The sequence below is a fragment of the Shewanella aestuarii genome (assembly GCF_014647215.1).
In the GTDB taxonomy this organism is placed as follows: domain Bacteria; phylum Pseudomonadota; class Gammaproteobacteria; order Enterobacterales; family Shewanellaceae; genus Shewanella; species Shewanella aestuarii.
The window spans coordinates 72677-93362 of record NZ_BMOT01000009.1; the positions used below are offsets into that span (position 1 = coordinate 72677).

At 43.9% G+C, this 20686-nt stretch carries 16 protein-coding genes; 7 read left to right on the forward strand and 9 right to left on the reverse strand.

Annotation, left to right across the window (positions count from 1 at the left end):
• The first annotated feature begins 10 nt into the window (after window positions 1-10).
• From tldD to IEY03_RS13415, 5 genes are all read left to right on the forward strand, one after another.
• On the forward strand, window positions 11-1459 hold the full coding sequence (gene tldD / locus IEY03_RS13395; RefSeq protein ID WP_188842539.1) for a metalloprotease TldD: 1449 nt from the start codon (window positions 11-13) through the stop codon (window positions 1457-1459).
• A 175-nt stretch (window positions 1460-1634) separates the two neighbouring features.
• The gene (locus tag IEY03_RS13400) at window positions 1635-3131 is read left to right on the forward strand and encodes a TolC family protein (RefSeq protein ID WP_188842541.1); all 1497 of its coding nucleotides are present in this window, start codon (window positions 1635-1637) and stop codon (window positions 3129-3131) included.
• Window positions 3118-4098 carry an HlyD family secretion protein gene (locus IEY03_RS13405; protein WP_188842543.1) on the forward strand — a complete coding sequence of 327 codons (981 nt, stop codon included), beginning with the start codon at window positions 3118-3120 and terminating at the stop codon, window positions 4096-4098. The genes IEY03_RS13400 and IEY03_RS13405 overlap by 14 nt, the downstream gene beginning before the upstream one ends.
• A gap of 8 nt (window positions 4099-4106) precedes the next feature.
• Window positions 4107-5264 (forward strand): ABC transporter permease, encoded by a 1158-nt coding sequence (locus IEY03_RS13410; RefSeq protein ID WP_188842545.1) that lies wholly within the window; start codon window positions 4107-4109, stop codon window positions 5262-5264.
• On the forward strand, window positions 5264-6412 hold the full coding sequence (locus IEY03_RS13415; protein WP_188842694.1) for an ABC transporter permease: 1149 nt from the start codon (window positions 5264-5266) through the stop codon (window positions 6410-6412). Before IEY03_RS13410 ends, IEY03_RS13415 begins: the two co-directional genes overlap by 1 nt.
• Before the next feature lie 202 nt (window positions 6413-6614).
• Here the strand turns inward: IEY03_RS13415 and IEY03_RS13420 are convergent, their stop codons facing one another.
• Window positions 6615-9098 carry an Ig-like domain-containing protein gene (locus tag IEY03_RS13420; protein WP_188842696.1) on the reverse strand — a complete coding sequence of 828 codons (2484 nt, stop codon included), beginning with the start codon at window positions 9096-9098 and terminating at the stop codon, window positions 6615-6617.
• An 81-nt stretch (window positions 9099-9179) separates the two neighbouring features.
• The gene (gene yjgA / locus IEY03_RS13425; protein WP_188842547.1) at window positions 9180-9713 is read right to left on the reverse strand and encodes a ribosome biogenesis factor YjgA; all 534 of its coding nucleotides are present in this window, start codon (window positions 9711-9713) and stop codon (window positions 9180-9182) included.
• Window positions 9714-9860: 147 nt separating this feature from the next.
• Here yjgA and pmbA point away from each other — a divergent pair, with 147 nt between their 5' ends.
• Entirely contained in the window at window positions 9861-11219 is a 1359-nt protein-coding gene (gene pmbA / locus IEY03_RS13430; protein ID WP_229778332.1) for a metalloprotease PmbA, read from the forward strand.
• Window positions 11220-11496: 277 nt separating this feature from the next.
• Here pmbA and IEY03_RS13435 read toward each other — a convergent pair whose 3' ends face one another.
• The 5 genes from IEY03_RS13435 to cutA all read right to left on the reverse strand — a co-directional run bounded on the left by IEY03_RS13435 (window position 11497) and on the right by cutA (window position 17934).
• The gene (locus IEY03_RS13435) at window positions 11497-12525 is read right to left on the reverse strand and encodes an aldose epimerase family protein (RefSeq protein WP_188842549.1); all 1029 of its coding nucleotides are present in this window, start codon (window positions 12523-12525) and stop codon (window positions 11497-11499) included.
• A 44-nt stretch (window positions 12526-12569) separates the two neighbouring features.
• Window positions 12570-13715, reverse strand: coding sequence for a galactokinase (galK, locus tag IEY03_RS13440; protein ID WP_188842551.1), 1146 nt, complete (start codon window positions 13713-13715; stop codon window positions 12570-12572).
• 199 nt (window positions 13716-13914) lie between these two features.
• Window positions 13915-15570 (reverse strand): cation:proton antiporter domain-containing protein, encoded by a 1656-nt coding sequence (locus tag IEY03_RS13445; protein ID WP_188842553.1) that lies wholly within the window; start codon window positions 15568-15570, stop codon window positions 13915-13917.
• Window positions 15571-15754: 184 nt separating this feature from the next.
• Window positions 15755-17614: a protein-disulfide reductase DsbD gene (locus tag IEY03_RS13450; RefSeq protein ID WP_188842555.1), complete on the reverse strand. Its 1860-nt coding sequence runs from the start codon at window positions 17612-17614 to the stop codon at window positions 15755-15757.
• The gene (gene cutA / locus IEY03_RS13455) at window positions 17611-17934 is read right to left on the reverse strand and encodes a divalent-cation tolerance protein CutA (protein WP_188842557.1); all 324 of its coding nucleotides are present in this window, start codon (window positions 17932-17934) and stop codon (window positions 17611-17613) included. The genes IEY03_RS13450 and cutA overlap by 4 nt, the downstream gene beginning before the upstream one ends.
• Window positions 17935-18137: 203 nt before the next feature.
• Between cutA and IEY03_RS13460 the strand changes: the two genes are divergently transcribed.
• Window positions 18138-18698 (forward strand): FxsA family protein, encoded by a 561-nt coding sequence (locus tag IEY03_RS13460; protein WP_188842559.1) that lies wholly within the window; start codon window positions 18138-18140, stop codon window positions 18696-18698.
• 46 nt (window positions 18699-18744) lie between these two features.
• On the opposite strand, the gene IEY03_RS13465 is transcribed toward IEY03_RS13460, so the two are convergent.
• Window positions 18745-19128 (reverse strand): hypothetical protein, encoded by a 384-nt coding sequence (locus IEY03_RS13465; RefSeq protein ID WP_188842561.1) that lies wholly within the window; start codon window positions 19126-19128, stop codon window positions 18745-18747.
• 30 nt (window positions 19129-19158) lie between these two features.
• Complete coding sequence (locus IEY03_RS13470; RefSeq protein WP_188842563.1) at window positions 19159-20526, reverse strand: MATE family efflux transporter; 1368 nt, start codon at window positions 20524-20526, stop codon at window positions 19159-19161.
• Window positions 20527-20686: the final 160 nt, after the last annotated feature.

The window sequence follows — 20686 nt, forward strand, 5'->3', positions numbered from 1 at the left end:
GAGAATATTAATGCCTTTTTTATCGCAAGTTGAGCAAAGCTTATTTCAAGGTGGATTGACAATAGATGGCCTGCAAGATTATTTAGCCATCATTCACCAACATCAAATTGACTTCTCTGATCTGTATTTTCAAGGCAGTCGCCATGAGTCTTGGGTGCTAGAAGACGGCATTATCAAAGAAGGCAGCTTCCACATTGAACGCGGTGTGGGCGTACGTGCGATTACCGGTGAAAAAACTGGCTTTGCCTACGCAGACGAAATCACCCCGGCGGCGTTAGATGCTGCAGCTAGGGCGGCCAGAGGTATTGCGTTAGCGGGTGAACAGCATAAAGTGAAAGCGTTTAGTCGTACGCAAAGCATTGCTTTATATGACAGTGCAGATCCTATAGCGGCGATGGATGAAGTAAAAAAAATTGACCTATTGAAACATGCTGATGCTTATATTCGCAGCTTAGATAGCCGAGTCATTCAGGTCGTCGTTAGCTTATCTGGCGTGCATGAAGAAATTCTTGTCGCTGCTAGCGATGGAACATTAGCCGCAGATGTTCGTCCTTTAGTGCGTTTCAATTGCAGCGTCATTTTAGAAGAAAATGGCAAACGCGAACGGGGCAGTGCCGGTGGCGGTGGACGTCATGACTATAGCGTGTTTTTAACCACAGATGACGCTGGCTTACCGCACAGCTTTGAATTTGCGCGCGAAGCGGTTCGCCAAGCACAAGTGAATATTCACGCGGTGGATGCTCCAGCGGGTGAAATGACCGTGGTATTAGGCAGCGGCTGGCCTGGCGTCTTGTTACATGAAGCTGTCGGACACGGCTTAGAAGGTGACTTTAATCGTAAAGGCAGCAGTGCATTTAGCGGAAAAGTCGGTCAGTCGGTTGCATCAAGTCTGGTGACGGTTGTTGACGATGGCACCATGCAAAATCGTCGTGGTTCACTCAGCATTGATGATGAAGGCGTGCCAACCCAAAAGACCACTTTAATTGAAAAGGGTATTTTGAAAGGCTATATGCAAGACAAACTCAATGCGCGTTTAATGGGGCAAGCATCTACTGGTAATGGTCGCCGTGAATCCTACGCCCATTTGCCTATGCCGCGGATGACAAATACCTACATGGAAGCCGGTGATTCAAATCCTGCAGAAATCATCAAGTCAGTGAAAAAAGGCATTTATGCGCCTAACTTTGGTGGCGGGCAAGTGGATATCACCTCTGGAAAATTTGTTTTCTCAGCATCGGAAGCGTATTTAATTGAAAACGGTGAAGTCACTCAAGCAATTAAAGGGGCGACATTGATTGGTAATGGCCCAGAAGCAATGAGCCAAATATCAATGGTCGGTAATGATCTGGCTTTAGATAAAGGCGTGGGTGTTTGCGGTAAAGATGGCCAAAGCGTCCCAGTGGGTGTTGGCCAGCCAACATTGAAAATTGATAAACTCACCGTGGGCGGCACGGCATAAGTGATCGACATTCAGCTTAGGCCAATAGAGCCTAAGCTGAAAAAATTTTGTGATAAAAGAACCCCTTGTTCAAGGCTAATATTGATTTGAGTTTGATATATTGTCTGGGTAATTAAACGTAAGTCATTTATACTTCAGACAGCATTAGAGTTAAAACTCTATTTACGGTGGTGACATGGAAATATCGTTTAATCGACAAGGTTTAAATCTAACGTTACAGCAAACCAAACAGGCATTGATACGCTGTTTAATTGCGCCAATATCCCTGTGTTGTGTGTTTATTGCGCCTACTGTGTATGCTGACACGCAAACTGCACAATATAGCCAATCTGCTTCGTCGTTGACCTTTGCTCAAGCTTGGCAACAGTTACAACAGGTTAGTGATAAATTCAAAGCGGAAACTCAGCAAGTTAATCGTGCTCAAGCAGAGCAAGAGGCCAGTCATTCGCTACGCTACCCTGCGCTTGATATTGCAGGCAGTTATACGCACCTTGAAAAGCCCATTGAACTTGATTTACGCGATTTAAACCCATTAGCTGCGATAGATCCTAGCGCCTTACCGCCTCAATTAGGTCAAGCGCTTGCAGCAATTCCAGGATCAATGTTTGTGACGCCTTTTACGGAACAAGATGTTTTTCGCGCGAGTTTACAAGCCATGTGGCCTATTTACACTGGCGGCAGAATATCGGCAGCTCAAGGGATAAAAGCCGCGCAAGTGGCTGAAAAACAGCAAGAGCTTGCTTTAGTACAACGAGATTTATTCACCTTATTAGTCGATAGATACTATGCGGTAACCGTTACACGAGTGTTAACCGAGACTCAGCAGCAACTGGTTGATTCATTGACCGTTCATGCCAGTCATGCCGAAAAACTAGAACGTGAAGGCCAAATCGCAACCGTAGAGCGTTTAAATGCACAAGTAGCATTAGAAAATGCCAAGGTTTCACAACGCAGTGCCAGCCGCCAATTTGAAATGGCATCCCTTGCGTTAAGCCGCATGTTACAAGCAAGTCATGTAGAGCCCTTATCTCCGTTATTCATGTTAGAACACCAGCCAGCATTAGGGCCATTAAGCCAGTTGACTATGACACAACATCCCGCCTTAAAACTGTTGGAAGCAAAAGAGTTACAAGCTAAAGGACTGGTTGATTTAGAACAGGGTGGGCATTACCCAACCGTGTTTTTATACGGTAATTACACCTTATATGAAGATGACAGTTTGTTCTCTCAAATTGAGCCAAATTGGATGGTGGGTGTTGGGGTAAAAGTGCCTTTACTCAGTCGAGATGGTCATAGTGGTAAAGTCAAAGCGGCCAAAAGTGCCTTACTTCAGGCGCGCCATACTAAGGCGCAAACCCAGCAAGATTTAGGCTTGTTAGTTGAGCAAAGTTATCGACAACTTTTACAAGCCCATGAAGAAGTAGCAGCATTGAATACTTCATTAGCGTTAGCAACTGAGAATTTACGCTTGCGTGAATTAGCTTTTAACCAAGGCTTATCTACTTCAGTTGATCGCGTGGATGCCGAGTTAAAGCTAAACGCCGTTAAAACACAGCAATTGGGTGCTAAGTACCGTTATTTACAAGCCTATGCCAAGTTAATGGCAATCAGTGGTCAGTTAGATGAGTTTATTGGACGAACACAGCAGGAGAATTTACATGCAAGCGAATAAAATCTTAGCCGTGTTGGCGGTAATTATTTTGGCTATGGTTTTAGCTTACGGTGTTAATTTAGCGTTTACACCTAAACCGTTATTTTTACAGGGACAGATTGAAGCCCGTGAATACAATATTTCATCTAAAGTACCTGGTCGCATTGAGCAGGTGATGGTGCGTAAAGGCGATAAAGTGGCCGTTGATGACATTTTATTTGTAATAAATAGCCCTGAGCTAGACGCCAAACTGATGCAAGCAGAGGGCGGCCGTGATGCAGCGAAAGCGTTGCAGCAGGAAGCTGATAATGGCGCCAGACAACAGCAAATAACCGCCTCCAAAGAACAATGGTTAAAAGCGAAAGCCGCTACCGATTTAATGCAAAAAACCTATCAACGTATTGAAAATTTGTTTAATGAAGGTGTGGTGCCGCGCCAAAAGCGTGATGAGGTTTACACCCAATGGCAAGCGGCAAAATATACTGATCAAGCTGCTTTTGCCATGTACCAAATGGCACAAGAAGGCGCCCGAGTTGAAACCAAAGCTGCAGCCGAAGGCAATGCCAGAATGGCAGAAGGTGCAGTAAAAGAGGTCAGTGCGATTTTAGCTGACAGCCAAATGCGCTCACCTAAAAATGCGGAAGTCAGTGAAGTGCTATTGCAAGCAGGTGAGCTGGCGCCAAGTGGTTTTCCTGTGGTTAGCCTGATTGATATGTCAGATGCTTGGGCGGTGATGCAAGTGCGTGAAGATCAATTAGCGCAGTTTAAACAAGGTACTGTGGTAACGTTACGCTTACCTGCATTAGATCAAACCGCAGAGTTTACCGTGGAGCACGTTAGTGTGATGGGAAACTTTGCCACTTGGCGCTCAACCGAAAGTGGTCATGATTTTGATATGCGCACCTTTGAGGTGTTATTGCATCCTAATCAACCCATTGCCGATTTGCGTGTTGGTATGTCGGTATTGTATCTTCCAGATGCAGCATAAGTGCAACGATGACTGTCAAACAGCGCTGTCTCTCTGAGCTAACTCAACTTTGGCGTTCGCCATGGCAACTTGCTATGGTGAGCTATATTCCTTTGATAAGTATGCTGTGTTTGTGGTGGTTGTTCAGTGCAGGTTTACCAAGACAGCTTCCAGTTGCCGTGGTCGATCAGGACAACAGCCAGGTGTCGCGTATGTTGACGCGAAACTTACAAGCAAACTCGGTGATTTCGCCGCAATCTTACGCCAATTTGGCCACAGCTGAAGCCGATATGCGTCAGGCAAAGGTGTACGCCTTAGTGGTGTTTCCTGTTGGCATGAATAAAAACTTAATTACCGCCAATAAACCTTTGATAGATATCCGTTATAACAGTCAGTTTTTATTAGTGGGTAAGCTGTTATCTAGTCAAATCCAGCTGAGTTTAGGCAATGGTTTAGTCACACTCGGTGCTAAAAAGCTCTTGCTTAGCGGCACCCATAGCGAAAGTCTTGCTGCCAGTTTATCCCCAGTCACCAGTCAAACCACTGCGCTGTTCAATCGCAACAACAACTACGTAGGATTTTTAGTCCCACCAGTATTGATAGCCTTATGGCAAATACTCTCGGCATTTGTGTTTATGAACTCACTGAATGCCGAGTTAAAGCCCGCTGAGGGTAAGCCCAAGTTAGCCGCTGATTTTTGGCAATCAGTAATAGCAAAAGTACTCTTACTCACCCCAATAATGTTAGTGCATGGCAGCTTTATTTTGGTGTGGTTATATCTTTATTTAGCTTTACCAATAGCAGGCTCGATAGGCTTATTGATGATTGCTCAGTTAGCGATGTTGATAATACTGTGGGCCATTGCCTGTTTTATTTTTTTGATAATAAGAGAAAAAGCCAGTTGTATTAGTATTTGTACGGCCTTGTTTGCCCCTGCATTTGCCTTTATGGGGATCACCTTTCCGGTCAATGACATGCCATTATTAGCCCAGTGGTGGCGCTTAATTATGCCATCTAGCCATTACATCGACTCCCATGTGGGTATTGTCAGTTATGGCGAGGCCTTACCACAACTGTTGACTCAGCTGGGATCGTATTGGATTTTTTTACCACTGATCCCACTTATTTTTATACTCAGCCGTTTTGCTGTTGAGCGTTCTTCCATTGAACCTGAGGGAGGTCAATGATGACGTTATGGCAACTAATGTGGCGTGATTTAAAATCGATACTGTCTGACAAAGACTTGGTACTGACGATTTTTGGTGCGGTATTATTTTATTCAGTGTTATATCCACTGCCATACCTACATCAGGTGCCGACCGAACAGAACATAGTGGTTGTTGATCATGACCATTCATCATTAAGTCGGCGGGTGATCCGCCATGCAGATGCCAGTGCGAAAATCAGGGTGCAGGCGGTACTGCCCAGTGTAGATGAAGCGAAACTATGGATCACCTCAGGTGAAGCTCACGGTTTACTGGTTATTCCTGAAGGGTTTCGACGCAACTTGCTATTAGGTAAAGGGGCTACATTAAGTTACGGTGGTGATGCCAGTTATTTTTTAATTTATTCTGCTGTCGTTGAAGGCTTAGTTAGCGCGGGTATGGACGCCAGTAAACAAATTCAAATGGTAGGGCTGTTAGCGCGCGGTCAAACGGCTGCACAAGTTGAAAAGTCTTTAGATTCAATCACCATCAACTCAGTACCTGCATTTAATCCCAGTTTAGGTTACACGCCATATGTGGTACCAGGGTTATTCCTATTGATATTACATCAAACTATGCTGATAGGTATTTGCATATTGGGTGCCAGTCAGTGGCGAAGTGCGGGTTATTGGCAGTCAGTGTCACCGCTTTTATTGGTGTCAGCGCGAGTGCTGACCTTTAGTAGTATTTATGCGGTTTTAGCGGCATTTTACCTAGGGTACTGTTTTTATTTTTATGATGTCAGCGTGTTAGCGACAATCTCTGAAGTCAGTGTATTTATGCTGCCCTTTATTCTCGCAACCGCCGCATTAGGCACGGCCGTCAGCAGCCTGTTTGTGCGTCGAGACTTGCCCACGCAGTTCTTTTTATTGATTTCTATGCCAATATTGTTTGTGGCAGGGTTTGTATGGCCGTTGGCATTAATTCCTGAGCCATTGGTGCTGTTATCACAAATCATTCCGGCTGTGCCGGCGATTAGTGGCATGTTAAATCTAAATCAAATGGGCAGTGGTTGGTTAGCTGTTTTGCCACAATGGCTCCAGCTTTGGGTGATGTTTGTGGTGTTTAGCGGCTTGTCTTTAGTCGGGATTAAATACCGTCAACAGCAATCATTAGCCAATCGCCATTAATCGTAACAAACAATCTACCTAACCGCTAAGTACCAAACCAAAATACTGAATCAAAGTAATGCTTGCCCGCAAAAGATATTTCCATTCCTTTTAATGAGTGAATTAGCTCTGATAACACGTCCCTTGGCAGCTTTGTATCAATAGCAAAAAGCCCACCAAAGTGGGCTTTAAAAATAAAATTGCACTATCTAAGTTAGCTCAGTTATAGCAGTACCACATTAAAGCTGGTTTCAGTTTTTACACCGCTTGGCGTCGTCACTGTTACCGTCACGGTACTTATACCTGCAGTGCCAGTATTTTCTAACGTGAACGAAGTGCTAGTGCCACCGGAGAGAGTGCGATTTGGTACTGTGTAATTATTAAATAACAAGCTGCCCTCGGTGGCGGTTACCGTTACCGTGCTATTAGCGGGTAATATTTGGTTTGCCTCATCGGTTAAGCGCACAACGAATTTTGAGCGAACATTGGTGGCAATCGGGGTAATGTTACTAAAGTCGGCGCTTAAATCAGTACCGTCCTGGTTAAATTGCATCACTGCCGTAGAGCCTGACATAGTGAGCACAAATGCTTTACGGATATAGGTTTTATTGGCTTGACCCGTGCCGCAACTTCCATCTGTACGTAAACATTGCGGGCCATTAAATTGAGTGTCTGGGCCGCTGTAACTAGTGCCACCCGTCGCGCTAAAAAACTTTTCGCCAGCGCTATGCATGCCTGTTTCATCATCATCTCTATAAGCATCGCCTAAATCGATAAACCCTTTAGGGTGGTAGGTATCGATATCCATACCGTTGCCGCTACAGGTAACAGCGATATTGTTACTGTCTAAACAGGCTAAGGCGATAGCATTACCGTCAGCATCACCAAATATATTATCGCCATCGGTATCAAAGAATGTTTCGTGGCCTAAGGCGTAAGCTAAAATGGTCACCCGGTTGTCTGATACGCGGGGGTTGGCCGATGTCCAGTTGACATTGCAGGTGCCGTTTTGCGTTGTACATGAAGGTTGTATTTGGCCACCTTCAGCGGTGAAGTTAATTACAGTGTCATCTGGTGCGGGGTTACCAAAGCTGTCTGAAGCATAAATTGAAATCGTGACCGTTTCGCCATTTTTGTTACCTGCTTCAGGATTGAAGGTCGAAGGTGAAATACTAAAACCTAATTGTTGCGGTAAACCTGTGTTGACCGTCAGTTGCTCCGACTGACTGGTAATGATATCAGCCGTATCTTTGTCGGTAGCGCTTGCAACAACCCTTACCGGTGTCGGTACAGTGCCTGATAACACTCGCACACTCACTAACCCCTGTGCATTGGTGATGCTGCTGTCAGTTGGGTTACCGTTTGCAAATGATAAGCCACCAATAATCGTGTCCAGCGTGAAGTTAACGGTTTGCTGTGCAGTAGGCTGGCCGTTGGCACTGGTTACCATAAAAGTTACTAGTGAGGATTCACTTGAGCCGGTTCCGCCAGCGCCCTTAATCCGAATTTGATTTGGCTCGGCTGAGATAAAGCTTAGGCTTGCTAGGGTTTGACGGCTTAAGGTGAACGCTAAATTAGCCGTTAATGCAGTGGTACCCACCGTTGCCGTGGCAATAATTTGATCGCTACGCTCACTGTTGCCACTACAACTTGTATCTGAGAATGTCGCCCCTGCTGCGCCAGACAATGTTGTTACTGGCGAGTCTAAACTGGCTTGGTTGTTCGCGGAGCAATCTGAACTGAAAGTCACACTGGTGGGTGTTTGTAAGCGGGTATAAGTGCCATCATTGTTATCTGTCACTATCGTTGCTGTAACGCCAAATGTTCCGCCTGCACTGAGTTTGTAGTCACCATTATCCATTGGCAGGGTGGTGGCTAACTCGTTCTCATAAAATTCTGTTTCAGAAACCCAACGTCCCATCTTAAATAAACCAACAGGGGCGATGTCGTCGGCTGATAAGACTTCGTAAAAACTAGACTGAGTGATTTCTTTACCCTGATAATTTGCGCTAACCACTAAGGTACTGGCACCTAATTCGCTTAAGGCTGGGGTATAGGGAACACTGGCTTTGCCATCACTATTGGTGAGTGCCGTTGCTGGAAATAAACTGGCGCTGCCAGCAGAAAAGCTCACTAATTGGTTGGCAATACCTTGATTGCTACTATCCAATAAAGTGGCTTGAAGTTGTACTGCTTCATCTACTTTAAATCGGGTTACCGTACCTGTGGCATTATGAATGCTTGCACTAATGGTTACCGACTCAATCGGGGTGATAGAGTCAAGTGCCAGAAACTCAAAGTTACGGCTGGCACTGACAGTATCACTGCTGACAGGATTATATTGAACGCTTAGCTCTCCTGCATTTGCTACGGTGGAGCTAATAACAGCAGTGGCTAGGCCGTTGCTGTCGGTTAACTTTGAAGCGGGAGTCGCATCGCCAAAGGGCAATACAAAGTCCACCACTTGCCCTGTCACTAAGGTGTTACCATTCTTTAATGTGGCCACTGCGCAAAACTGTTCATTTAAATAAAATGATTGCTGGCTAGTGGCTTGGGTACATTGTCCGTCTACTATCGCTTGAAAACTTAAGCTAATAGTGTAATTGGCATCAGGTGTTTCTGTTTCAGTACCATCAGCGGCGCCATTGCAACCGCTGACCAGTATCGCTGAAGCAAACACTAATGAAATACTACGATTCAACGTCATTATTTGCATGGGTAACATCCTAGTTTTTATTGCTATTCAATCGTAAGGCTTATTGTCTGCTTACGTGTCAGTTTGAGTGTTTTACCCAGTGATCTCGCTGCGTAAATATTTGAATAACTCTTTGGCCGATTTTGACTCAGGGCTTTTGGTCAGTTCTTTGTTTGCCTGACGAATTAATTGACGTAATTTTTGGCGATCTAGCTGTGGATTATCATCCAGTAACGCTTGGATCTCTGTGTCACCATTAGCTAATAAACGCTCACGCATTTTTTCAAACTTTTGCAGTTGAGCCGCTTCATTATTATTTTTATTCAGTACTTTATCTAGTGCAGCTTCTATCGGTTCGTGATCAAAACCACGCATTAGTTTACCGATATATTGCAAATGTCGGCGATAAGCTTCTGTTTTTTGCTTAATCAGTTTGCTTTTTAAAATCGCGTCGTACAAAAACTCGTCAAGTTCCATTTTGTCGAGTTGGCTTTTACTTAGTGCCACTAAACGCATGCCTAAAGCCTGCGCTTCTTCGCTTTCTTTTTTAAATCCAGTACGGCTGACGTATTCGTCATCGTTGTCGTAGGGTTGCTGAAAGTGCTCAGAATCACCAACAATTTTCATAATGTTAAACCTCAAATAAATATCTGCTAATGATAGCATTTATTTTGCTGATGTATCTGGTAAAAAAGATACTGAAAACGTGTTGTTATCAATCGGGAAATGAATTTGCTATGCTAATGCTAATTTAGGCCATTTAAGAGATTATTTGTGACTTCTCATCAAGCACCTTCAGCCACTATCGACAGTGAATTACCGGCATTAAAAAACGCGGTTAGCGTTGCACTTGAATATGCAAAGCAGCTTGGTTCTAGCGCCGCCGAAGTAGCAATCAGTAAGCAGCAGGGACTTTCGGTTTCTACGCGAAATAAAGAAGTGGAAACGGTTGAGTTTAATAAAGATGGCGCATTGGGGATTACGGTTTACCGTGATGGTCGTAAAGGCAACTCATCGACATCTGATCTCAGTCCAGAAGCCATCCGCCAAGCGGTGAAAGCCGCTGATGATATAGCTAAATATACATCTGAAGACCCTTTCAGTGGACTTGCCGATAAAGCGTTGATGGCACAAGATATTCGTGATTTACAGCTGTATCACCCGCAAATATTAACTGCCGAAGAATTAGCTGAAATTGCGATTCGTTCAGAAGATGCGTGCTTACAAAGTGATAGCCGTATTAAAAGCTCCGATGGTGCAACGGCAAATGCCCACACCAGCGCAAAAGTGTATGGGAACAGTCATGGTTTTTTAAATGGTTATTGTAGCTCGCGTTACAGTTTAAGCTGCGTAGCAATCGGTGAAGAGTCTGATGGTAATATGCAACGTGATTATGATTATACCGTTGCCCGTAAATACCAAGATTTATTAAGCCCTGAAGCGGTTGGAAAACAGGCTGCGAACAAAACCTTAAGCCGCTTAGATGCGCGTAAAATTGCTACCGCCAAAATGCCGGTATTATTTGCGCCTGAAATTGCCACTGGGTTAATGGGTCACTTAATTGGCGCTATTAGCGGTAGCAGCTTATATCGTAAATCGAGTTTTTTACTGGATTCGATTAACACCCAGATTTTTCCTGAATGGTTCAGTATTGAAGAGCAACCTCATCTCTTAGGGGCGTTAGCTTCAGCAAATTATGACGGTGAGGGTGTGGCTACGCAAAGCCGTAAAATTATTGATAATGGTTCATTAGCCACTTACTTACTCACCAGTTATTCGGCGCGTAAATTAGGTTTAACCAATACTGGTCACGCTGGTGGGGTTTATAACTGGACACTTAGCCATAGCAACCAAACCTTTGATGAATTAATTAAAGCAATGGGCACAGGTTTGATTGTCACTGAAGTGATGGGCCAAGGTGTTAACGGGGTGACAGGTGATTACTCACGTGGTGCTGCGGGTTTCTATGTTGAAAATGGTCAAGTGCTATACCCAGTAGAAGAAATTACTATCGCGGGTAACCTAAAAGATATGTTTATGGGCATTCAAGGGGTTGGTAAAGACCGTGATTTACGCTCATCTATTCGTACCGGCGGCATTTTACTGAGTGAAATGAAAATAGCTGGTAATTAACCGCAGCTTAACTGACGGCTTCGACCGTTAGCAAACTGATGTAAATTAAACAGGGGGTAAGTAATCACTTATCCCCTGTTTGTTTTATAGATGTCCTGAAGTCGGGTTAAACAATATTTCTTAAGCGATTATTCAAGTGCTAACTGCGTTTGATTTACTGGCAATATGCCTGCAAACTCACCTAGTTATTAGTCTCATTTAAAGTGTCAGTGTTGAATTTTAAGCTTTTATATCGCTTATTCACGTTAATCCGAGTTTTGGTTAGATAGCTCAATGCTTATTCTACAGAAAACTCATAACGTGAAATATGATGGTATATCGCATTTGGAGTTAACCAAGCATTACCCGGTAAATCAGGTTGATTGGGTGAGTCTGGTAGCATTTGTGGCTCGATGCATACAGCTTGGTGGTTAGTGAATACTTGCTGTTTTTTACCGACCACACCCTCTAAAAAGTTAGCGCCGTATAACTGCACCCCTGGCTGGTTGGTATAAACCGTCATCTTGACACCATTTTTAGTGCTTGATACGGCACCAAAACGTTGTAATTCACCGGCTTGATTATTCATAACAAAGCAATGATCAAAGCCATTGGTTGCAGCTAAAGCAGGTCGCTGTGTTTGCTCTGCCATAGGGGTGATCGAAGCTAAATCTAAATCAGTGCCTGCGGTTGCGACCATGGCGGTAGGAACACCGACATCGTTCATGGTCAGATACTGTTTGGCATCGACTTGAACTTGGTGCGTGGTGTTGCTGTGCCCCCCATCTAAATTGAAGTAACTGTGCTGAGTTAAGCTAACTGGGCAGGCTTTATCTGTGGTTGCTAATATTTCAACATACAGGTTATTGCCCACTAAGCGATAATCTAGCTGCACTTTACAATTGCCAGGAAATCCCATGTCGCCATCAGGACTGAGTAGGGTTAAGCGCACACCATCGCTGGTGGTGCCTAATTGCCAGAGCTTGCGATTAAAGCCCTCTTCACCGCCGTGTAAGCAATTAGTGGCCTGATTAATACTCAATTGGTAATCAACGCCGTCATAAGACAGTTTACCGTTTGCAATACGATTGGCATAACGCCCCGCGATAGCGCCAAGGTGAGCTGACTGGGCTAAATAGTCGGCGATATTGTCACAGCCCAACACCACATTTTGACGTTCGCCATTTTTGGTTGGCACCCACAATGACCGGATTATGCCGCCTAAACTCAAGACTTCCATTGCGATAGTGCCATTGTCTAAACGTATGCGTTCGACTTCTTCACCACGGGGATCTTGCCAAGATTCAAGCACACTAAAACGTACCATTGAGGCCTCTCTGGTTTGTATTTAAGGTTCGGGTTATTGAGCTTTTATTTACTTATTCTGCCTGCGCCAGCACTGGCTGAACACAGTAAAATACGAGGTTCTAGCCCCGTTTTCTGGGTGTATTCTTGTTCAACTAAATTAATCACGTCATCGGTAAGTTCATGCTCGATCAGCGCAAGTACACAACCGTCACTCATGCGCACACCACCCCGTTCGCCAATATGTTGAGAAATCATCGATACGAGAATGTCGACTTCGGGGGCGATAACTTCAAAATCATCCCGTAACGACACATGTGATTGGGTCATTAATTGGCTAAAACGCGCAATATCATTTTGTTGAAGCGCTCTGGCAGCATTACTTGTGCGGGTGTTTTCGGTGATCACATGGCGAGCTCGTCTAAACTGTTCAGAAGATAAGGTGTCTCTTTGCTGTTCTAGATAGCTTAATGATAAATCCCGCAAAGAATCTAACCCAAGTAACTGAGTGATGATCGCACAGTCTTTTTTACGTTCTTCAAACTGCATCATAAAGGCTTTGCGGTTGATATTAGGGTCAATCACTACCATGCTGAGGTTTTCAGGGAGCAAAATCGCTTCGCTTTCTAACTCTAAGCAATCAATTAATAGTGCATGATCTTCTTCCGCTAAGGCGCTAATCATTTGATCCATAATGCCGCAATCAAGGCACATATATTGGCTTTCGCCGCGTTGGGCCAATAATGCAATTGCCGAAGGGGATAAATGCAATTGGCTGGCATAGCTGATCGCAGTACCAAAGGCGATTTCTAATGCGGCAGATGAAGATAACCCTGCGCCAAGTGGCACGTTACCTACAATAGCTAAGTCGAGTCCTTTGGCTTGTAACCCCGACATATGCATTGCCGCGGTTACGCCTTTTAAATAGTTTGCCCAATCATCATTAGAAGAGACAGAGCCTTCCTCACCGAATGTCCACTGCTTAATTTGCCCAGGAAAGGCATCCGTTACCGCGCGAAATAAATTGTCCTCACGATGCTTAACCGCAATCACAGTATGAAAGTTAATGGCTGCAGGCAGGACTAATCCTTCATTGTAATCGGTATGTTCACCAATAATATTTACCCGGCCAGGAGCCTGGTATAAATCATCCGCTTTTGTGCCAAAAGTTTGCACAAATAATTTAGTTGCCCGTTGCGCTGGGTTAGACATACTTCGAAAATTTCCAACAGAAAGTGATCACGTGATTACCTTGATTTATATCACGACTCAGTAGTAACTGTAACTGAGATTTTTTTAACTAAGTGCAAATTGAAAATACGCTGACAGAAACAAAAAACGCTTCGATATTTTCGAAGCGTTTTTAATTAACAATCACTTAGTACTATTAGGCGTGATGTTGGGATTAAACCTATGATGTCGATGCAGAGGCACTGGCTGCTTTAGTCTCGCTAGCCACTTTATCGGCACGATTAACTTGCTCTTGGTTTTCGTCTAACAGTTCATAAATAACATGGTCAACAAAACCGGCACCCGCTGCTTCATAAAGGTTGTAAGCGGTATCAACCCCCGCAGCCTTTAACGCATCGGCATCTTCAGTGTATTGCACAATAGCACTGATTTTGCCCTCGTAATTCAGCTTCTTAAGTTGTTCTACGGCAAATAAGTTACCCACATGATGCGGAATCGCCAACAGTACTAATTCAAGATTGGGCGCACGTTCTAATTTTTCCCAAAAGTCGGTATCGCCAGCATCGCCTTGCACCACATTACGGCCTTGAGTACGATGAAAATCAACTAACTCTTGTTTATGCTCAATCCCTAAAATTTCGCCATCAAAACGCAAACGAAGCTCGTCATACGCACCACTACCAATTCGCCCCATACCGAATATCAAAAAGCGAGGATTACCAATTTTAATTTGGCGGTCTTCAGGGTGCAGTGGATGTTTTTCCATTTTGACTAAATGGCGTTGAAAGCGCTGGTAGATCTTATTCACACTGGTATTAAGTGGCGCTGCAAATAAAAAGCTAATGCTTAATGCCACAGCAATAATAATTAACCATGATGCTGGCAACCAACCTTTGTGGGCTGCAACGGCGGCAACAATCAAACCAAACTCACTGTAGTTACCTAAGTTGAACGAGGCTAGCAATGAGGTACGTGAACGTAACTTAAAGCGTGTCAGCAAGTAGATGAACATGACAATTTTTACGGGTACTAATAAGACTAAAATAGCGGCTAAACCTATGTCAGACCAAGTCGGTAAACCGTTAAGGCCAATGGTGAGGAAGAAGGCGACCAGGAAGAGTTCTTTAAAGTAGTACATCGACTTGGCTAACTCAGACGACTTAGCGTGTCCGGCAAGTAAAATACCAATAATCAACGCACCTAAATCAGGTTTTAGTCCTACCGCTTCAAATAACCAAGCGCCAACCACTAATGCCATTACAAGGCCAAATAACACCAGCATTTCGCTGTGACCCACGCGGTCAAATACCTTGTAAATAAGTGGTCGAGTAAACGGCAGTAATAATAACCCCAGCGCCCAAATGGATGGGATATCACCTTTAGAGATAGTTAAAAACACCACGGCAAAGATATCTTGCATAATCAAGATACCAATAGCGACGCGGCCGTATAGCGACTTCATGTCACCATTATCTTCAATCACTTTTACCGCAAATACGGTACTCGAAAAACTTAAGGCAAAAGAAATCAGCAATAACTGATTCAGGCTATAACCTTCCAGTTGCTCTAGTCCCGCCATGCCCAATAGCTTTAAAACGGGGATAAAAAAGAGGATAGAACCCACTAAGTGGATACTTGATGTGGCCAACACCTCGGCTTTAAATAAACTTTTTAAATCCAGTTTTAATCCAATTGAAAACAATAGAAGGGTGACGCCTAAATCAGCAAGTTGCTTTAATAAAGGTAGGCTTGAGTCTTGAATGCCAAATGTGAATAAAACGAATCCTGCGCCTAAGTAGCCAATAAGTGGCGGTAACCCGACTTTACTCACAAGCAGGCCGCAAAGTAAGGTGATAATTAAGATTGCCGGTTCCATAGCACTCCATATTTAGCGATAAATGAAAGATAGCTAACATTGTATAAGAAAAATTGCCGAAGGGGGATTTTTCGTCACAATATAAAATAAGCACTTGGATGAAAATAGGTGCCTTTAAATACAAAACAAGCGCCTTTGTAGAAAAAGGCGCTTGTTTTCATCAAGTAAAGTATTTGCTAAATCACTATTTCAAGAGCAAGTCTAAGTGATTCGCGAAGTCTTTAGGTCCCATAAAGCCAGTTACACGTAAATCATCGCGTATAGCACCATTTTTATCGAACATTAATAATGTTGGTAAGCCCAATACTCCGTAGTGCTCAAGCAACTCGATATCAACTGCATCACTTTTAGTGACATCGGCTTGCAGTATTACCATCTGATCCATGCGCTCAAGTACTGCGCCATCAGCAAACGTAATCGCTTCAAACTCTTTACAGGCCACGCACCAGTCAGCATAAAGATCTAACATGACAGTTTTGCCACTGATGCTGGCTTTATCCAGCTCAGTTTCTAAATCTGCTAATGATTTAATCCTGATAAAGTGATGGGCTTCAGCTTTTGCTATGCCATTTGTTGCCGATTGGCTTATTCCCGGGGTTTGGAAGCCAAAGTGGCTCATTACCGCTTGAAAACCGTAAGAGAAACTCGCCAGTAAGGCCAGTAACAGCAAGACACTGCGCACAGTTTGTTTCCAGTTAAATTGAGTGAGTTTGTTTTGGTGCATTAAGTAACCCACCAAGCTCACACCCCAAATAGCCCAAAGCACATCAGACACTAACCCAACCCAAATACGGCCAATCATCATGATAGAAACAGAGATTAGCAAGAAGCCGAAGATGGTTTTAATAATATCCATCCACGCCCCCGCACGAGGCAGAATTTTACCGCCAGAGGTCCCTAATACTAATAGCGGCACGCCCATACCCATACTTAATACGTACAATGCTAAGAAGCCTTGTAACAGGTCGCCACTTTGCGCCACATAAATGAGTGCGCCAGATAGTGGTGCCGTTGTGCAAGGTGATGCCACTAATCCTGAAATAACTCCCATTAAAAACACGCCAATTAAATTGCCGCCTTTTTGGTTGTTAGAGAGCGAGTTCATTTTTTCTTGCCATTTTGATGGCAATTTTAAATCGTACATGCCAAACATCGACAAGCTTAATAGCACGAACATTACCGCGAGGAAAATCAAAATAGCTGGGTGTTGTAACGCCGCTTGAAATTTCATGCCCGCACTGGCAACCACAAGGCCAAGTAACGAGTAGGTAATTGCCATACCTTGCACATAAGCCATCGATAGCGTGAAAGCTTTTGTCGTTGATAGTTTTTGCCCTTGGCCGACAATGATCCCCGATAAAATGGGATACATAGGGAACACACAAGGGGTTAATGCCAAACCAATACCTAATCCAAAAAATATAGCCAAAGTCCATAATAGACTGTCGTTTTGTAGCATTTGGCTTAAGGTATCTTGTTGGGTGATGGGTGCTGTTGAGGGGGCGGTATCGTCAGAATCGGTTGCTTGTGGTGCGCCGATAACTTTTTTAGCCTGGGCTACTTTGCCATCATTGGCGGCGACTTGCGATAAAATGACATCGCGAGTTGTAGGCGGATAACACAGTGTGCCTTCAGCACAGCCCATAAAGGTCACTTTAAAGGTGGCTTCGTTGCTGGCTTCTTTAATGCCAACGGGGATCTCTACAAATGAGTAAAAGACTTCCTGTTCACCAAAATATTCATCGTTATGGGATTTACCACGGGGCAGATTGATATCACCAATCACCGCGCCGTCAGCGGCAAAGGTCAATTTATCGCGGTACATATAGTAACCGTCGGCAATCACCCAGCTGATTTTTAATTGATTGCCTTGCTGTTTAAAATCGAATGAGAAAGCCTCATTAACAGGCAAAAGTTCAGGTTCACTGCTTAAAAAACTGAATTTACTCTTGCTAAATACCCCTTCACTTTGCGCCAAAGGCGCAATAACAATAGAGGACACTAGCAGTAAAGATGTTAAAACAAAGGCGAATATTTTTTTCATAATGTAGTGGTTTCTTTTATCCATGTTAAATAAGGCGCAAGCCCATTAATAATAGGTGTTGCGATTAACTCTGGTACTTCATACGGATGTAATTGGATCACCATTTGTTCAATTGCTGAGTAATGTAAGCTACGGCATTTTATTTGCAATTGAACTTCTTGCGACTGACATACTTGGTTATCCCAATAATAAACCGACTCAACTATTGGGCTAATTTGCACACAAGCAACCAGTTTGGCCTCCACTAATGCACGCGCAATTTTGTCAGCTGTAGTTTTATCAGGACAGGTTGAAAAAATCAGTAAAAAGTCTGCAGTCATTGTATATCTTCTAAACTTAACGTTAGCTTAAGCTAAAATGGGCAGTATTGGGTTACTTTACGGTTTTTAGATGCAGATTTCACTGTTATGTTTAAGAACCGTGAAGTCTCTTGAAAATAGACCGTATAATCCCCATATAGTTTTCATCAACATTCGATTATTTTTAATTTAATGCCGAGAGTTACTGTTTAACCGAGGTTTACATGTTTTTGATTTTATTGTTAGTGTTCATTATTGTACCCGCGCTGGAACTGTCAGTATTGATTCAAGTGGGTGATGCCTTGGGTGTGTGGCCTACCATTGGCCTAGTCTTTTTTACTGCAATCGTTGGGGTGTCATTGGTAAGAAGCCAAGGGTTAAATACCCTGATGACAGTGCAGCAAAAGTTGGCTCGTGGTGAAGCGCCAGGACAAGAAATTGTTGAAGGTATGATGCTAGCCGCCGCAGGTGTGTTGTTGTTAATTCCGGGATTTGTGACTGATGCAATAGGTTTATTGTTATTAACCCCTTTCACCCGCGCCCCAATAGCCGCCTTTATGTATAAACGTATGCAGTTACGGGTTGTTGCTAATGGCGGTTTTAAGCCTGGATTCGGACCACAAGGGCCGTTTAATCAAGGGCCATTTGGACAAAATCCGTTTGACCCGACTCGTGATCAAGATCGCAATACTTTTGAGGGTGATTTTGAGCATAAAGACGACCCAAGCCAAAAACGACCAGAAAGCCATCAAATCGATCATCAACACAATGATGAGCGCAAATAATGGAACAAAGCCAGCTAATTGCTGGCTTTGTTTTTTAGCGGGCGATTTATGCCGAAACCTTTGCTCCCACAAGATAAGCCGTAATAACACTGGTCAGCCAATTGGCGACAAACAGCCAGGTTATCCAAGTGCTTATTTGCGCCATATCACCATCAGGCACCTGAGTAATTTGCGCGTAAATCGCACTGTACTCTAAAGCCACTTCACCGGCTAAAATTTTATCGGCAATCACCTGTGCCCGTTCAATGGCGAAGTTCATCATTACCGCCAAACACACAAAAGACAACGTCATAAACCCAATACCTTGCCATTTTTTACCTAGCCAGATTTGGCCACTACCAGGGCAAATAAGGGCTGACATCAGTGCCGCTTTTAAAGGCCGTTTGATGGCTGGAGCTTGATTTGATTTTGAAGTGTTTTGGATAGCCATAATATGCCTATTCATTGATGGTGCTGATGATTACTCGACAATAACGGCTGTCGTGTGATGGTGTTTAACGGGCTCAGTTATCTTAGTGGCTAAAATATAGCAGGCTAAGCCCATAATGGTATTGGTAATGGGTAGTGCCAGCATCAAGCCTTTTACGCCACCAATGTACGAGCCTAATGCAGCCAAGGGAAGCATTAACAGCATTAAGCGACACAAATTAATGACTAATGAACTCATAGGGCGGTGATATGCATTTAAGCTGGTGGCAAAAATAATCACAATACCTAAAGGGCCATAGGCGGCAGGTAAGGCTATAATATAAAATGTCAGCCAATCAATCACTAGCGGATCATTTGAAAATTGCTCGGCAATTGGGTGGGCAAAAAAGTACATCGGAATATAAAGTAGGGTTTGAAACACCAACACAAATTTCAGTGATGTTAATAATGCATCCTTGGCTCGCACATGCTGACCCGCACCTAAATTTTGTGCAATAAACGGCATTAAGCTAGACGATAACGCCATGACGACCAATAACAATACCGACTCTAAACGCATGCCCGCACCAAAAGCGGCAACTCCAGCGTGGTCGATTCTGGCGAGCATGGCCATTAAAATGCCGTTGGCGATTGGGTTTATCACATTCATTAATGCGGCAGGTCTGGCAATGTGGGCTAAGGCGCGCCAATGGGCTACCATACGATCTTTTACCAAACTGGCACTGTGCAGCAGTTTGCGTTTAACAATCAGTAATCGTCCCGCTAATGCCAAGGCGATTATCCAAGACAGCATAGTGGCAATGGCTGCGCCTTGTACTTCTAACCGTGGAAATGGGCCCAAACCAAAAATCAGTAAAGGGTCTAAAACCAAATTAACAATCGCGGCAAGCATCATAATTTTAGCCGGAGAGCGGGTATCGCCCGTGGCCCGTAATGCTTGATTACCTACCATCAACAGTACCAGCGCAGGTGCGCCGCAATACCACCACATCATATAGTCATAAATGTAAGGCATGCTGTGTTGATTCGCCCCTAAAAGACTAAATAATGGCTCAATCAACACGCCACCTAACACACACAACACAGTAATAATGACAAATGTCAGCACTAAGGTATCAAATAAAAACAGCTTGGCCTGCTCTGCATTACCAGAGCCTATTAATCGGCCTAAGTTAGTGGATACGCCCGCACCAATACCAATACCTATACTGGTAATGACTAAGGTAACAGGAAACGTAAAGCTTACCGCCGCCAAGGCTTCTGTGCCTAACTGACTGATAAAATAGATATCCACTAAGCTGCCGCCCAGAATGGTGAGAATACCAATCAGGTTAGGGAGGGTCATGTTAAACAGCACACGACCTATTGGCGCGGTAAGCAACCCGTGTTTATCTTTCATGGAAGCGTCGATTTGCATTATTCAGGAGGCGAATTCTATCAGGCTTTAGGTCGGTTTAATAAAATAGACATAAAAATTCTGTAGTTTTTTATCATTTGCCCTTGGAAGTGTGATGTGTCACCCCCATATAACTTCCATCAAAGGTAAAAGCCTTTTCCAT